The 15,930-nt window shown below is 34.3% G+C and carries 15 protein-coding genes; 14 read left to right on the forward strand and 1 reads right to left on the reverse strand.

Features of this window, described 5'->3' with window-relative positions:
- The 14 genes from Q0E71_RS04585 to ileS all read left to right on the forward strand — a co-directional run.
- Positions 1–187 (forward strand): transcription antitermination factor NusB (locus Q0E71_RS04585; protein ID WP_294796489.1); only part of this gene is annotated, 187 nt, incomplete at its 5' end.
- Complete coding sequence (xseA, locus tag Q0E71_RS04590) at positions 180–1,520, forward strand: exodeoxyribonuclease VII large subunit (protein ID WP_294796491.1); 1,341 nt, start codon at positions 180–182, stop codon at positions 1,518–1,520. The genes Q0E71_RS04585 and xseA, both read left to right, overlap by 8 nt.
- Positions 1,504–1,809 carry an exodeoxyribonuclease VII small subunit gene (xseB, locus tag Q0E71_RS04595; RefSeq protein WP_294796494.1) on the forward strand — a complete coding sequence of 102 codons (306 nt, stop codon included), beginning with the start codon at positions 1,504–1,506 and terminating at the stop codon, positions 1,807–1,809. Before xseA ends, xseB begins: the two co-directional genes overlap by 17 nt.
- Complete coding sequence (locus tag Q0E71_RS04600; protein WP_294796496.1) at positions 1,796–2,626, forward strand: polyprenyl synthetase family protein; 831 nt, start codon at positions 1,796–1,798, stop codon at positions 2,624–2,626. Before xseB ends, Q0E71_RS04600 begins: the two co-directional genes overlap by 14 nt.
- A gap of 123 nt (positions 2,627–2,749) precedes the next feature.
- On the forward strand, positions 2,750–4,063 hold the full coding sequence (locus tag Q0E71_RS04605; RefSeq protein WP_294796498.1) for a S41 family peptidase: 1,314 nt from the start codon (positions 2,750–2,752) through the stop codon (positions 4,061–4,063).
- A 120-nt stretch (positions 4,064–4,183) separates the two neighbouring features.
- Positions 4,184–4,390: a 50S ribosomal protein L31 gene (gene rpmE, locus Q0E71_RS04610; protein WP_019213484.1), complete on the forward strand. Its 207-nt coding sequence runs from the start codon at positions 4,184–4,186 to the stop codon at positions 4,388–4,390.
- 41 nt (positions 4,391–4,431) lie between these two features.
- Complete coding sequence (locus tag Q0E71_RS04615) at positions 4,432–5,337, forward strand: DUF1385 domain-containing protein (protein WP_294796501.1); 906 nt, start codon at positions 4,432–4,434, stop codon at positions 5,335–5,337.
- The gene (gene prmC / locus Q0E71_RS04620; RefSeq protein ID WP_294796504.1) at positions 5,331–6,146 is read left to right on the forward strand and encodes a peptide chain release factor N(5)-glutamine methyltransferase; all 816 of its coding nucleotides are present in this window, start codon (positions 5,331–5,333) and stop codon (positions 6,144–6,146) included. The genes Q0E71_RS04615 and prmC overlap by 7 nt, the downstream gene beginning before the upstream one ends.
- An 11-nt stretch (positions 6,147–6,157) precedes the next feature.
- Positions 6,158–7,228, forward strand: coding sequence for a peptide chain release factor 1 (gene prfA, locus Q0E71_RS04625; protein ID WP_058260432.1), 1,071 nt, complete (start codon positions 6,158–6,160; stop codon positions 7,226–7,228).
- Between the two features lies 1 nt (position 7,229).
- Positions 7,230–8,450 (forward strand): uracil-xanthine permease family protein, encoded by a 1,221-nt coding sequence (locus Q0E71_RS04630; protein ID WP_294796506.1) that lies wholly within the window; start codon positions 7,230–7,232, stop codon positions 8,448–8,450.
- Positions 8,443–9,183 carry an NAD-dependent protein deacylase gene (locus Q0E71_RS04635; protein WP_294796508.1) on the forward strand — a complete coding sequence of 247 codons (741 nt, stop codon included), beginning with the start codon at positions 8,443–8,445 and terminating at the stop codon, positions 9,181–9,183. Before Q0E71_RS04630 ends, Q0E71_RS04635 begins: the two co-directional genes overlap by 8 nt.
- Complete coding sequence (locus Q0E71_RS04640) at positions 9,173–10,390, forward strand: aminoacetone oxidase family FAD-binding enzyme (RefSeq protein ID WP_294796511.1); 1,218 nt, start codon at positions 9,173–9,175, stop codon at positions 10,388–10,390. Before Q0E71_RS04635 ends, Q0E71_RS04640 begins: the two co-directional genes overlap by 11 nt.
- A complete protein-coding gene (locus Q0E71_RS04645; RefSeq protein ID WP_294796512.1) occupies positions 10,387–11,685 on the forward strand; it encodes an NAD(P)H-dependent oxidoreductase in 1,299 nt (432 codons plus the stop codon). The genes Q0E71_RS04640 and Q0E71_RS04645 overlap by 4 nt, the downstream gene beginning before the upstream one ends.
- A 2-nt stretch (positions 11,686–11,687) precedes the next feature.
- Complete coding sequence (gene ileS, locus Q0E71_RS04650; protein WP_294796514.1) at positions 11,688–14,798, forward strand: isoleucine--tRNA ligase; 3,111 nt, start codon at positions 11,688–11,690, stop codon at positions 14,796–14,798.
- An 81-nt stretch (positions 14,799–14,879) separates the two neighbouring features.
- Here ileS and Q0E71_RS04655 read toward each other — a convergent pair.
- The coding region (locus tag Q0E71_RS04655; protein ID WP_294796516.1) for a helicase HerA-like domain-containing protein at positions 14,880–15,930 on the reverse strand (1,051 nt) is incomplete at its 5' end.

Raw genomic sequence — 15,930 nt, forward strand, 5'->3', positions numbered from 1 at the left:
GCTCTCATATATTGACAGAGCTCTACTAAGACTTGCTATCTTTGAAATATATGTAGAAGAAGAAATTGCTTATCAAATAATTATTAATGATATAGTAGAAATAGCTAAAAACTTTTCAGACGATAACTCATATAAATTTATCAACGCCATACTTGGTGACTACGTAAGGAATTACTATAATGAATAAGTTCACGGTAACGGGGCTTAATGACTACATAAAGGACGTTTTGGCGAGCGATTTTCTTTTGCAGGAGATATACGTTGAAGGTGAAGTGGCTGATTACAAGAAAAACAATTCGGGTCACTTGTACTTTTTGATTAAGGATGAGAGCTCAAAGATAAAGTGCGCCTTCTATTGCTATAAGAATGAAGAAGAAATCATGCTTGAGAATGGCATGAAGGTCTTTATAAAAGGAAAGATGTCTACTTACGACCAAAACAGCACTTACCAGATCAATGTTGATTACGTTGAAGAGCTTGGCATAGGTAAACTTAAAAGAGAGTTTAGAAAAACGCTTGAGAAGCTTGAAAAGGAAGGCCTTTTTGACGAAGAATTCAAACAAGAAATACCAAAGTACCCAAAAAGACTTGGCCTCATCGCTTCATCAACGAGCGCAGGCTTTAGAGATATAGTAAAGGTGCTTAGACGAAGGACAAATTTGATTGACATAATTCTATATGATTCCTTCGTTCAAGGGGATATGGCTGTAGCTAATATTAACAGTGGACTGGATTACTTCAATCAAAAGGATGATGTAGATCTCATACTTATAGCTAGAGGCGGTGGAAGTTACGAAGAGCTAGCTGTTTTTAACGACGAGAGCATGGCAAGAAAGATATTCGCGTCAAAGATACCTGTTATGACAGCCGTTGGTCACCAGATAGATAGCTTTATAGCGGACCTTGTTGCAGACAAAAGATGCGCGACGCCATCTGAAGCGGCTGAGATTATATCAAAGTACTATTATGAACTGCCAGATTTACTAGATCAAAATATATTGCAGATAAGCTTTTTAATGAATCACTATATTTCAAGTGAAGAAGCCAATCTAAAGAATAAACGAGATTTGATTAATAGCTTAAACACCAAAACTCTAATTGATAATTTTTATTCAAAGACAAATAATCTTATGATATTAATTAAAAAAGAGATGGATAAGTATATTTATGCTAAGGAGAAAAAAGTTGATATGCTCGCTTCAAGGCTAATTTATTCTTCAGTAAGTAAAAGGATAGACGAAGCAAATAACACTATTGACAAGAGAATTGTTAATATCCATCAAGCTATGAACAATAAACTAAGCGCAATGACGGAGGATTTGCAAAAGTTTAAGCTAAGGCTTACCATAAACGATATTTACAAGACTTTAAGAAGAGGTTACTTCTTAGTAAGTGATTTAGATAATAAGACCATAAAAGATGCTAATGATATCAAGGAAGGTATGGATATATTTATTAAGTCGTACAACAGCAGTATTAAAGCTCATGTTTTGGAGGTAAATAATGACATTAAATTATGAAAAAACTTTAGATAACTTAGATGATATTCTTGAAAAATTACAAAGTCAAGAGCTAAGTTTGGATGAAAGCATAGATGAATTTGAAAAAGCAGTTAAATTATACAAAGAATTGAATAAAAAATTAAGTGAAGCTAAGATGAAAATCAAAAAGATTGAGATAGATGACTTAAATCTATCAAAAGAAATTGATTATGACGTTGAAGACAATGATTTTGAGACTATAGACTCATTCAAAGACTTTGGCGAAGTGCACGACGATGACTTGGACTACGACGATGATGAATATTAATGCATTTAAAGAGGCCTTTGACAAGAGGCTTCCTATGGAACTAAAGCCATATCTTAATTACGATGTCATCTCGGAGGCCATAGAATACGCTTCATACGACGCGGGTAAGAGGCTTAGACCCTTTATCCTATATAGCCTTGGGAATGAGCTAGAGCTTGATAAGAAGCTAATAAACGCCTTTGCGGTAGCACTTGAGCTAATACACAACTACTCCTTAGTTCATGATGATTTACCAGCTATGGATAATGATGATTACAGACGAGGTAAATTTACAGTTCACAAGAAATATGGTGAAGCAAACGCAATTTTGTGTGGCGACGCACTTTTGAACCTATCTATGGAATATTTAGCTCATAAGCTTAGAGACAATGACAATAAAAATATCTTAAAAGCAATGAGCTATATGTACAGGTCATCAGGCGTTAAAGGCATGATACTTGGTCAGTCAGAAGACATTCGCATGGAAAGTGGCGAGACAGGCACATATACTTACGATGAGTACAAGACAATGATACTTAATAAAACAGGAAGACTATTTAATATAGCTTTTCTAGTTCCATGTATTTTGGCTGATAAAGATGAAGACACAATGAAAAATGTTTTAATCTTCTCTAGGCTATTCGCAATGAGCTTTCAAATAAAAGATGACCTAGATGATCTGAATGAAAATAAAGAGATAGATGGCAACAATATACTTAAGTTTCACTCACTAGAAGAGTCAGAAGAGATACTTGATGAAAACCTTAAGAAGATGAAGGCGATACAAGCTAAGCTTAATTATGAAACAACAAAGTACTCATTAGAATTAATTAAATAAGATATATCTAAAACATATTGATTATCGAATCAGTATGTTTTTTTTATTTTCTTAAGTTGATTTTTAATCTCCATGTGATATAATATTTATAGATATAAATTTGCACGGAAGGGGATATGAATCATGAAAAAGAATGCCATCATATCATTTTGTCTTATAATGCTATTATTAATAGCATCGATTTTTTCTTACAATTTCTATATTAACACTAAGACTAATGACATAAGGACAATATATTTAAAAGAATTGGAGCATAAAGAATTTAATTTAAGCAAAGAGGATTACATAGAAGATTTTAACTTCGCATACAATACTTTGAAAGAGCATTATCCATTTTTTGAAGTTAATAAAAAATTATATGGCGTTGATTGGCTTGCTAATAAAGAGAAGTATGAAGCATATATTGCAGAATCAAAAAATGATGCAGACTTTTTTACTAGAATGACTTATGTTTTAGGCGAGATTCATAATCGGCATACTCACTTAATGCCTACTGAATTGGGGATAGATTATTATATAACCTATAAATATTTTCCGATAGTTTGGTGGAGACATGATATTGCTAAAATGTATGAGAAAGACAATGTTAGAAGAAGATACAATATTAACAATGAAACAGTAAAGAGATTTGTGGATGCAAATATGAAGACAGACGATGAAGTGAATAAGACTTATTCTAATAATATTATAACAGAGAATATAATTAAAGATAAACTCGCTTATATTCGAATCAAGTCACTTATAGATTACCAATTTATCAATCAAGATAGAGAACTTGTTTATAATTATCTTGATAAGATAAATGGTTATCCTTTCTTAATAATTGATATAAGAGGTAATGGCGGTGGCGATAGCCGATATTGGACTGATTTCTTACTTCCTAAAATAATAGATAAAAAATATGAAACAAAAAATTATCTTTTTATTAAATCTGGAAAATTATATGAAAAAATCTTTAGACAGGAGCAATTTGACAATGATGTAAAAACATTTTTAGATAATTCCTCATTTAGCGATGATGTGAAAAAGATTCTTAGTAATTTTGACGGCTATACAACTTGGAATATGTCTGTTGAGCCAAGTGAAGAATCTATTCACTTCAAAGGAAAGATATATCTTTTAGTAGATAATGGAGTTTATTCTTCAGCTGAGATGCTAGCATCATTTTGCAAAGAAACTAAATTAGCTACATTAGTTGGAAGCAGAACTGGTGGTGATGGTATTGGTTTTGACCCAATGCAAGTTGACCTTCCTAATACTTCTTTTGTTTTGAGATTCTCAAATATAATGGGCGTAACAGAGTCTGGTTCTATCAATGAATTAGATCAAACAGTGCCAGATATTATTGTTCAAGAGAGTGAAGAGGACAAGACAGGTTACCTAGAAAATCAAAGGATTATAAAAGCAGTTATGAGAGATGCCGGACTTAGTAAATAGATATTGTGTTTAAAAATAAGTAATAAAGAAAAAAATATTATATTTTTATAAAAAATACTTGAAATATGAACATTTATATGATATAATTTAGTGGTTAATGAGGTAAGAGAGGTGAAATAAATGAAAAAAGACATACATCCAGAATTTAAAGAAGTAACTGTAACATGCGCATGTGGTAACACTTTCGTTACAGGCTCAACAAGAGATGAGTTAAAAGTAGAAGTTTGCTCTGAATGTCACCCATTCTTTACAGGTAAACAAAAATTTACTGAACGTGGTGGCCGTGTAGAGAAATTCAAGAAGAGATACAAAAAAGACGAAAATTAGCAGACTTTTTTCTGCTAATTTTTCATTATATAGGTGAAAAAATGAAAAAGAATTTTAAAACAAGTATAGGTGGACAAGCTTTAATCGAAGGTATACTTATGAAGGGGCCACAAATGACTTCTGTTGCCGTTAGAAAACCTGATGGTGAGATAGAAGTCAAGGTCAAAGATGAATCAGCTAAGAATAATAAGCTCATCTTCAAGATTCCATTCGTAAGAGGCATATCTAAGCTAGTGGACTCAATGTCTGAAGGCACTAAAGCTCTCTATTATTCTGCTTCTTTTTATGACGATGAAGAGGACAAAAAAGAAACTAGTAAATTTAAGGATACTTTGTTTAATATTTTTACTTTTGTTTTTTCTTTTTTTATAGCTATAGGACTTTTTGTTGTAATTCCAACATTCATAGCTAACTTCTTAAAGGATAAAATCAATAATATATTCTTACTAAACTTTGTTGAAGGCTTAATAAGGATATCTATATTTTTAATATATATTACTTTAATATCGAATCAAAAAGATTTAAAGAGAGTATTCATGTACCATGGCGCTGAACACAAAACCATCTTTGCTTATGAGAATGGACTTGATCTTACTGTTGAAAATGTGCAAAAGATGAGCAAATACCATCCAAGATGCGGAACAAGCTTCTTATTTATGGTTATGCTTGTATCAATAGTGGTGCTATCATTCTTCGGCTGGCCATCGCCAGTAATGAGGATAGTTTCAAGAATTATAGCTCTGCCACTAGTAGCTGCTATATCATACGAGATCAATAGACTCATAGGCAAGTACGACAATGTTGGCTTTTGTAGAGCTGTTGCTAAACCAGGACTTTGGCTACAAAAGATAGCTACAGTCAAGGAGCCTGACGACGATATGGTTGAAGTAGCTATAGCTGCCGTTAAAGAGGTAATACCTAATGAAGAAGGTTTGGACGCTTGGTAGTTAAAGATATAATAAGAAAAGCTTTAGCTGATATAGAAGCATCGGGGAAAAATATTCCTAATCCTATGGGTGAGATTTATATGCTTTTAGAGCATCTAAGTGGCAAGGATAAGCTGTTTTTAAGCTTGAACAAAGATTTTGAAGTTAATGAAGAAGAGTTTTTTGCACTTCTTAATAAGAGGTTAAATGATACGCCCATGGCTTACATCATAGGCAAGAAGTATTTTAGAAATATTGTTCTAAAAACTGATGAAAGAGCCTTGATACCTAGGTTTTGTACGGAAGACTTAATCGACATTGTTAATGGCTTTATAAAGCCAAGTGATAGTGTATTAGATATGTGTACAGGAACTGGAGCCATTGCTCTTGCTATAAAAGAAGAAAATCCATTAGCTGAAGTAAGCTGTTCAGATATTTCTGAAGATGCACTAAATTTAGCTAAAGAAAATGCTGAATTAAATAATTTATCCATAAATTTCATTTTATCTGATTTATTTGAGAATATTAGTGAAACTTATGATATACTTATATCAAACCCACCATATATTTCTAGTGAAGAGTATATGGGTTTAGAAAAGGATATATTTAAGGAGCCTAAACTTGCTTTAGTAGGCGGGGATTTAGGATATGAATACTACGAGAAAATCATTAGACAGGCTAGAGAAATGATTAAACGCATGATATTTTTTGAGATTGGCTACGATCAAGGAAATATTGTAAAAGATATATTAGAAAAGAATAATTATAAAGATATTAAAATCTATAAAGACCTTGAAGGTTTTGATAGATTTGTTTCTGCCTGCATTTAGGAGATGAGAAAATGTTAGAAAAATTAAATTTTATAGAAGACAAGTATAAAGAACTTGGCGAAAAGGTTATGGATCCAGATCTTTTGAAGGACATGAAAGAGTATCAAAAGACAATGAAGGAATACTCTGACTTAAAGCCAATTGTTGATAGATATAAAGAGTATCAAGGTTATTTAAATGAGCTTAAAGATACTGAAGAGATGCTTGGTGAGAACCTTGATGATGAGATGAGGGAACTTGCTAAGGAAGATTTAAAGAATTTACAAGAAAATATTGCCAAGGCTGAAGAAGACCTTAAGATTATGCTTATACCAAAGGACCCTAATGACGACAGAAACGTTATCGTTGAAATTAGAGGCGGTATAGGCGGTGAAGAGGCTGCATTATTTGCAGGAGATTTATTTAGAATGTATTCTATGTACGCCGACAAGAGAGGCTACAAAACTGAAGTCATGAGTACGAACGAAACTGGTATAGGCGGCTTTAAGGAAGTTATCTTCATGATCAATGGTAAAGGCGCTTACTCAAGATTAAAGCACGAATCAGGTGTACACAGAGTTCAAAGAGTTCCTGAAACTGAAGCCTCAGGCCGTATACACACATCAGCAGCGACTGTTGCTGTTATGCCTGAAGCAGATGACGTAGAAATTGAAATCAATGAAAATGATTTAAAGATAGACGTATATAGAGCGAGTGGACACGGCGGACAATGCGTTAACACAACTGACTCAGCTGTTAGAATCACTCACGTTCCTACAGGACTAGTTGTTACTTGTCAAGACGAAAAATCACAATTAAAGAACAAAGAAAAAGCAATGAAGGTTCTTAAATCAAGACTATATGACAAGATGCTACAAGAGCAAAACGATGAACTAGCAAAGCTTAAGAAGGGCCAAGTAGGTTCAGGAGACAGATCTGAAAGAATTAGGACATATAACTTCCCTCAAGGAAGAGTAACTGATCATAGAATCAATTTAACTTTATATAGATTGGAAGACTTCTTGAACGGGGATTTAGATGAGATGATAGATGCTCTACTAACTCACGAACAAGCAGAAAAATTAAAAGAATTGGAGGCATAAGATGAAAGCATCTCTTAGTATTAAGAAATCGATTTTAGCTTTGCAACACTTGATTGCTATGTTTGGAGCTACAGTTTTAGTTCCTATACTTACAGGACTTGATCCATCTGTAGCGCTTTTCAGTGCTGGTTGTGGTACACTTATATTCCACTATTGCACAAAGAAAAAAGTGCCAGTATTTTTAGGCTCATCCTTTGCATTTATACCAGTTATTGTGCAAGTAGCAGAGCAATATGGCGATCTTAGATACGCTCAAGGCGGCATGCTGGTAGCAGGTTTGGTCTATGTATTATTTTCGTTCTTTATCAGAGGCATAGGCATAGAAAAAATACAAAAGATACTGCCACCACAAGTAATTGGACCTATGATTATAGTTATAGGCTTCAATCTATTGCCAACAGCGTTTAATATGGCAAAGACATCATATATAGTTGCTGGACTTACTCTAGCACTTGCTATAGCTTGGCCATATTTAGTAAAAGGTTTCTTAAAGCAAATATCTATACTCGTTGCAGTAATATTTGGCTATATACTATCAGTTGCTTTACACCTTGTTGACTTTACAGCAATAAATAATGCTCAATATTTTGCGGTGCCAAACTTTACTTTGCCACTATTTGATATTGAAGCTATTATAATTATAGTTCCTATTGTATTTGCTGTATTTATGGAACATTTAGGCGATATCACTACCAATGGAGCAGTAGTTGGACAAAACTTCGTAGAAGATCCAGGCTTAAACAGAACTTTACTTGGCGATGGTCTTGCTACAGTATTTGCTTCACTTATAGGTGGACCAGCTAACACTACTTATGGCGAAAACACAGGAGTTTTAGCGATTACAAAGAACTACGACCCATCTATACTAAGACTTGCAGCAGTCTTTGCCATCATCCTAGGTTTTGTTGGTAAGCTTGGAGGCTTCTTAAGAACTATACCACAAGCAGTTATGGGTGGTATATCAATCATGCTATTCTCAATGATAGGCTTTATAGGAATTAAAAATATTAAAGATAATCATGTTAAATTTAATCTTAAAAATATCATAGTAATGGCAGCAATTCTTTTCATAGGCTTCTCAGGCGGATTATTTAAAGAACTATTCGGCTTTACTATAGAACTTCCAATAACTGCTAACATCAGCCTTAACGGTTTAAGCTTAGCAGCAATTGTTGGTATCTTATTAAACGCAATTTTAAATGGAGTTAAGAAGGATGCTTGATATTGATCTATTAGTAGATGAAGTAAAAAAATCAAAGCACATGGTTTTCTTTGGAGGCGCAGGTGTATCGACTGAGAGCGGTATACCTGACTTTAGAGGAGCAGGTGGCCTTTATAATGACAGGCTTTACGAAGGATATGAACCAGAAGTGGTTTTGAGTAATTTATTTTATCATGCGCATCCAGATATATTCTTTGACTTTTGTAGAGATAAAGTTATTTACGAAAATGTTAAGCCAAACGAAGGACATAAGGCGCTTGCAAGACTTGAGGAGATGGGTATACTCAAAGCAGTCATCACTCAAAACATAGATAATCTTCATCAAGACGCTGGCAGCAAGAAGGTTATTGAGCTTCACGGCAATATTAATAGGTCCTATTGCACTAAGTGTCATAAAGAATTTGACGCGATGTACATCAAGCACTCAAAAGGAGCTTGCACTTGTGATGAGTGCGGCGCATTGATTAAGCCCGATGTTGTTTTATACGGCGAAGCACTAGATGATAATGTGATTAGTGAAGCTATTAGAGAGATAGCTAGCGCGGACCTTTTATTAGTAGCTGGAACATCTCTAAAGGTATATCCAGCAGCTGGACTAATTAGATACTTTAACTCAGACAATTTAGTAATTATAAATAAGGATAAAACATCTTATGATAGATATGCAAAACTTGTTTTTCATGAAGGTTTTGGAAAGATATTAAAAGAAGTGGTGGATAGAATTGACATATGATGCTATAGTCATAGGAGCAGGTGCGGCAGCACTATTTTTTGGTGCTCTTAATAAGGATAAATTAAATATACTTATGCTTGAGCGAAACGATAGAGTCGGCAAAAAGCTTCTAACTACTGGCAATGGCAGGTGCAATTACACTAACACTAAGCTTGATGAGAACACTTATAACGATAAGGACTTTACTTCATATATGATTGAGAAATATGGCTATGAGGCAATTGTAGAAAAGTTCAAAGCCATGGGCATATATCCATATATGGAGGAAGATAGAGTCTATCCTATGTCATTACAAGCATCAAGCGTGCTTGACGTACTTAGATATGAAAATGATAGAAATAATATAGATATAAAAACTGATGTCTTTGTAAAAAGCTTTCATAAAGATGGGGATATCTTTGTACTTAAAGATCAAAACGCAAATATTTACAAGGGCAAAAGCTTAGTTATAGCTTGTGGCGGCGCTGCTATGCCAAAATTTGGTTCAGATGCCAATTTATTTAAGCAAATAAAAGAGCTTGGTATATCTGTGATAGACACAAAGCCAGCTCTAGTACCATATGAGTGTGATTATAAGTACTTAAAGCACCTAGATGGACTAAGAGTAAAAGCAAAATTGAGTTTAAAAAAAGCGGGTAAGATAATTAAAGATGATGAAGACGATGTTTTATTCACTAAATATGGTTTATCTGGCCCAACAGTATTTCAATTATCAAGATACATTAAGGGCAAGGAAAGTGCTTACAAATTTAGTATAGATTTCTTTTACACTTTTACTGAAGAAGAAATGTTTACTTTATTAAGCGAGAGAAGAAAAGATATTGGACACAAAAGTCTTGATGAATTTTTTATTGGCCTTATACACAAGAGGCTTATAATTCCTGTGATAGATCGACTTGGCCTTGCTAAAGAGACGCTTGCTAAAGATTTAAGCGAAAACAATTTACATAAAATAGTAAAAATATTAAAAGATTTTGAATTAGATATTATTAAAAATAAAGGCTATGGCATTGGCCAGATAAGCCTTGGTGGAGTAGCTACTGAAGAGATAAACGCTAAGACTATGGAGTCAAAGAAAGTTCATGGCTTATACTTCATCGGGGAAGTCATTGACATAGACGGTCCATGTGGAGGCTACAATCTAAGCTTTGCATGGCTATCAGCTATGGCCGCATATGATGATATAAGATCGAGGTGGAAGGCTTGATAAATTATCAAAAGAAATTTTATGAATATAAAGAAAAAGGTAAAAAGATAAATGTTTCCTTACTAGGAGCCGGCTTTATGGGCAAGGCACTAGTGAGTCAATATATACAAAGCGGGGTTTTAAATCCCTTACTAATATCTTCAAGACATATTGAAGATGCGATAGAAGCTTATCTTGCAGCAGGTATTGCAAGAGAAGATATAATTAAAATTACTAGCACTGATGAAATTAAGAACTTAAATAAGTATTATATATGCGAGGACAAAGAGCTCTTATACAAATCAGAACACATTGATTATGTAATAGATGCGACAGGCGAGCCAATAGTCGGAACTGAAATCAGTTATAATGCACTAATGAATGGCAAAAATGTAATTACATTCAATCTAGAGAGCGATGTTTGCGTTGGCACTATACTATCAAAGATAGCTGAGGAAAAAGGACTTATATACACAGGCATAGATGGTGACGAGCCAGGAACGGTTCTTGAGCTTTATAATGAAGCGAAGATTATGGGCTTTGAAGTTTTAGCCATAGGCAAGGGAAAAAATAATGAAGTCGATTTAGAAGCTAATCCAGATACAGTTAGTGAATCTGCTAAAGAAAAGGGCATTAAAAAAGAGATGCTTGCAAGCTTTGTAGATGGCACTAAGACCATGGTCGAGATGGCTACTATGAGTAACGCGACAGGCTATAGGGTTGATGTCGATGGCGGACACGGAATTAAATCCGATATAAAAACCCTTGATAAAAAACTTTGTCTTAAATCAGAAGGCGGCGTGCTTAATTCATACGGCATAGTCGACTATGTAAATGGCATTGCACCGGGCGTCTTTGTCATAGTAAAGAGCGATTTAAATAAGATTGATCACTTAATGAGAGTTTTGAAGATGGGCGAAGGTCCAAATTATGTTTTATACAGACCTTACCATTTGACCAGCATAGAGACTATAAACACAGTGTTAAAGGCGCACTTCGATAAGCTCGAAGCAATAAAGCCGATATCTGAAATACCATACTCAGATGTAGTTGCTATAGCTAAGAAGGATATGAAGAAAGGCGATAAGCTTGACTATATCGGTGGCTACACTTTTTATGGCAAGTGCATAGACTTTGAAAAGTCAAGAGAAAAGAATTTAGTGCCTATATCTGTCATTAATGAAGGCGCCGTCCTTAGAAGAGAGATTAAAAAGGGTGAATGTATTGATTATGATAGCGTTGAGATTGATAGTGAAACGCTTGTATATAAACTTAGAAAAGAAATAGAAGCAAAGTACGAAGCTTCAAGGAGGTAATTATGGACTTAAAAGCTTTATCAAATGATCGCGTAGCCGATAGAGAACATCAAATATCTGAATATTGGAAGAGCATCGATCTACTTAAATTAACAAACGATAAAAGAGATAAAGACAATAGATATGTTTTCTTCGAAGGCCCACCAACTGCTAATGGCAAGCCTGGTATACATCACGTAAGTGGTAGAACACTAAAGGACTCTGTCTGCAGATATAAGGTTATGCAAGGCTACTATGTAAACAGAAAAGCCGGTTGGGATACACACGGACTACCTGTTGAAATTGAAACTGAAAAACAATTAGGACTTCATAATAAACAAGATATAGAAAAGTATGGCGTAAAAGAGTTTAATGAAAAATGTAAAGAGTCTGTATTTAAGTATGAGTCACTATGGAGACAGATGACTGAAAAGATGGCTTATCTAATTGATCTTGACAATCCATATATAACTCTTGACAATGATTACATCGAATCTACTTGGCATATACTTGATAAGATGTTTAAGGATGGACTAATTTATGAAGGTCACAAGATTATGCCTTATTGCCCAAGATGCGGTACAGGACTTGCTTCTCACGAAGTTGCTCAAGGCTATGAGATGATTAAAACTGAATCAGCTTATGTTAAGTTCAAAAAGAAAGATGCTGATAACGAGTACTATCTTGCATGGACAACAACACCATGGACACTTCCTTCAAACGTAAGTTTAACAGTTAATAAAGATTTTGATTACATTAAGATAAAACACAAAGAAAATGGTGAGATACTTTACTTAGCTAAGGCGCTTTTCAAACAAGCTCTTGAAAAAGATGCAGAAAATTATGAGATAATAGCTGAGATGAAGGGATCAGACCTAGTTGGGGGAGAGTATGAACAATTACTACCATATTTACCTTGCGATAAAAAAGCTTTCTTCATAACAGAAGCTGATTACGTTACTATGGAAGATGGTACTGGTATAGTTCACACAGCACCAGCCTTTGGTGAAGACGACTATAACACATCAAGAAGATATGATTTACCTGTTTTAAATCCAGTTGATGAAGAGGGTAAATTCATAGATACTCCTTGGAAGGGAATGTGGGTTATGGACGCTGACCCATTAATCATTGATGAATTAAAGAAAGAAAATAAGTTATATAGAAAACAAAAGATTGAGCATAACTATCCACATTGCTGGAGATGCCACACACCACTTCTTTACTACGCAAAGCCATCTTGGTATATAGAAGTAACTAAGTTTAAAGACAAAATTGTTGAAAATAACAATACAGTTAATTGGTATCCAGACTATGTTGGTGAAAAGAGATTTGGTTTCTGGCTAGATAACCTAAAGGACTGGGCTCTATCTAGATCAAGGTACTGGGGAACACCGCTTCCAATATGGAAGTGCGAAGACTGCGGTCACATGGAAAGCGTTGGCTCAAGAAAAGAGCTTAAGGAAAAAGCTATCGAAGAAATAGACGAAAACATCGAATTACACAGACCATATGTTGACGACGTTCACCTAGAGTGTCCACACTGTCATGGCAAGATGACTAGAGAAAAGGATGTAATCGACGTTTGGTTCGACTCAGGCGCAATGCCATTCAGCCAATGGCACTATCCATTCGAACATACTGAAGACTTTGACCACAAGTTCCCAGCAGACTTCATATGCGAAGGTATAGACCAAACAAGAGGTTGGTTCTACAGTTTACTTGCTATATCAACATATATGACTGGCAAGGCTCCATATAAGAACGTTCTTGTAAATAACTTGGTACTTGATAAGTACGGCAAAAAGATGAGCAAGAGCAGGGGCAATACCATAGACCCATTCGAGTTATTCGATGAATATGGCGCAGACGCTGTAAGATGGTATCTATTATATGTATCACCAGCTTGGACAACTAAGAAAGTCGATGTTGATGGTCTAAAAGATATCAGCTCAAAATTCTTTAACACACTAAGAAATGTTTATAATTTCTTCTACATGTATTTACAAACTGATGGCATTGATCCAAAGACATTAGACGTGCCATATGAAAAGAGAAGCGATATAGACAAGTGGATTCTTGCTAAATACAACAAACTTCTTCTAAATATTGAAGAAGAGATGGATAAGTTCGAATTAACAAATGTAGTTAGAATGATACAAGACTTTGTAGTTGAAGATATATCAAACTGGTATATCAGACGTTCAAGAAGAAGATTCTGGGCTACAGAGCTTGATGATGACAAGAAGGCAGTTTTACAAACAACATATGAAATACTTCTTGGAGTATCTAAGATCATAGCACCATTTGCCCCATATACAGCAGAAGAGTTCTATCAAAGACTTGGCGATTTAGAATCAGTTCACATAGACTATTATCCAAAGGCAGATAAAGACCTAATAGATGAAAAACTTATTTACAAGATGGATTTAGTTCGTACACTAGTTAAACTTGGCAGATCATCAAGAGAAAACGCTAAGATCAAGGTAAGAATACCTCTTAACGAGATAGTTATTGATGGTAAGTACAGAGAAGACTTAGAGGACTTGACTGACTTAATCAAGGAAGAGCTTAACGTAAAGAACGTTTACTACGAAGATGATTTGAAAAAGTACATGAACTTCAACTTGAAGCCAAACTTTAAAGTTGCTGGTTCAATACTTGGATCAAAGATAAAGGACTTCACTAAGTATCTACTTAATGTTAATAGCATAGACTTTGTGGACAAGCTTGACCACGCTGATCAAACAGTTGAGCTTAATGGTGAAGCTACTGAAATCAAGAAAGATTATGTAGATGTAAGAATTGAGTCCAAAGAAGGCTTTAATGTCGAAATGGAAAATGGTGTCTTCATCATACTTGATACTAAGTTAACAGATGAACTTCTTGATGAAGGCTACTTAAGAGAGTTTATATCAAAGGTACAACAACTTAGAAAGCAAAATGACTTTGATGTACTAGACAAGATAAAGATCTATGTTGATGCAGATGGTGATTTAAGAGCTATCTTTGATAAGTTCAAAGACTTTATACTAAAAGAAACAGTTGCAGATAGTATTGAATACAAAGAACTAGATGTAGAAGAAACAGATTTAAACGATAAAACAATAAAGATATTTGTTGAAAGAATATAAATTAGATAAGACTAGGGCAGATGCTCTAGTCTTATTTTATGCATATAAAAGGCCAGAGCATTTGCTCTGGCCATTGATTTATTATTTTTTTCTCTTAATCGTATTCATTATGTCTCTTGCAACAGTTCTACCTATTTGATAAGTGAAGGCACTGAAGACTCTCTTTAACATCTTATCGGCAGTACTTTCATTTCTCTTCTTTTGATTTTGCTTTGTTCTGTATTCTTTTTGTGCATCTTTTTCCGCTTTTTCTGCTTCCATCTCTTCATTAATCTTAATATATCTTTCACTAAGTATCTCATAAGCAGACTCTCTGTCTATTGGCTCTTTATATTTTTTGTTAAAATCAGAATTATTTACAATGTCATTAAATACAGCTTCATCTATCATACCAATCTTTGACATAGGTGGTCTTATAAGAGTTATCTCGGCTATAGATGGTTCACCATCTTCATTAAGCGTAGACACCAAGGCTTCACCAGTTTTTAGATTAAGTATAGCTTTTTCGCTGTCGAAGTTTGGATTCTTTCTAAAGCTATCTGCAGCGTATTTAACATTTTTAATCTCATTAGGAGTGTAGGCTCTTAAAGCGTGTTCGATTCTGTTAGATAATTGGCTTAGAACTTCTTCAGGTATGTCCTTAGGGTTTTGCGTAACGAAGAAGATACCAACGCCCTTAGATCTAATAAGCTTGATAATAGTAACGATATTTTCAAGCATTTGCTTATTCAAGTCTTTAAATATTAAATGTGCTTCATCTAAGAATAATACTAGCTTTGGTTTATCAAGATCACCAACTTCTTCAAGACTTGTAAATATTTGACTAAGTAAATAGATTACAACTGCTTGATACATCTTTGAGTTAAGGTAGAGCTCAGTACAGTTAAGTATATTTGCTGTGCCTTTTTCACCATTCTTCACAAGTAGATCGTCTACATCGAAAGATGGTTCACCAAAGAAGTCAATCGCACCTTCATTTTCAAATCTAATAAGAGTTCTTTGTATAGCATTTATACTTTGCTTAGCTACATTGCCATATTTATTTGAAATATCACTAGAGAAGTCCGCCATATATTTAAGCATAATCTTTAGATCCTTAAAATCAATAAGCTTAAGTCCATTCTCATCGGCA

Source organism: uncultured Fenollaria sp. (genome assembly GCF_934202865.1).
GTDB lineage: Bacteria > Bacillota > Clostridia > Tissierellales > Peptoniphilaceae > Fenollaria.

Bases quoted from the DNA above. Each gene is read 5' to 3' on its own strand.
- xseA (WP_294796491.1), top strand. From the start codon at position 180: ATGAATAAGTTCACGGTAACGGGGCTTAATGACTACATAAAGGACGTT.
- Q0E71_RS04635 (WP_294796508.1), top strand. From the start codon at position 8,443: ATGCTTGATATTGATCTATTAGTAGATGAAGTAAAAAAATCAAAGCAC.
- ileS (WP_294796514.1), top strand. From the start codon at position 11,688: ATGGACTTAAAAGCTTTATCAAATGATCGCGTAGCCGATAGAGAACAT.
- Q0E71_RS04615 (WP_294796501.1), top strand. From the start codon at position 4,432: ATGAAAAAGAATTTTAAAACAAGTATAGGTGGACAAGCTTTAATCGAA.
- xseB (WP_294796494.1), top strand. From the start codon at position 1,504: ATGACATTAAATTATGAAAAAACTTTAGATAACTTAGATGATATTCTT.
- Q0E71_RS04600 (WP_294796496.1), top strand. From the start codon at position 1,796: ATGATGAATATTAATGCATTTAAAGAGGCCTTTGACAAGAGGCTTCCT.
- Q0E71_RS04630 (WP_294796506.1), top strand. From the start codon at position 7,230: ATGAAAGCATCTCTTAGTATTAAGAAATCGATTTTAGCTTTGCAACAC.
- prfA (WP_058260432.1), top strand. From the start codon at position 6,158: ATGTTAGAAAAATTAAATTTTATAGAAGACAAGTATAAAGAACTTGGC.
- rpmE (WP_019213484.1), top strand. From the start codon at position 4,184: ATGAAAAAAGACATACATCCAGAATTTAAAGAAGTAACTGTAACATGC.
- Q0E71_RS04605 (WP_294796498.1), top strand. From the start codon at position 2,750: ATGAAAAAGAATGCCATCATATCATTTTGTCTTATAATGCTATTATTA.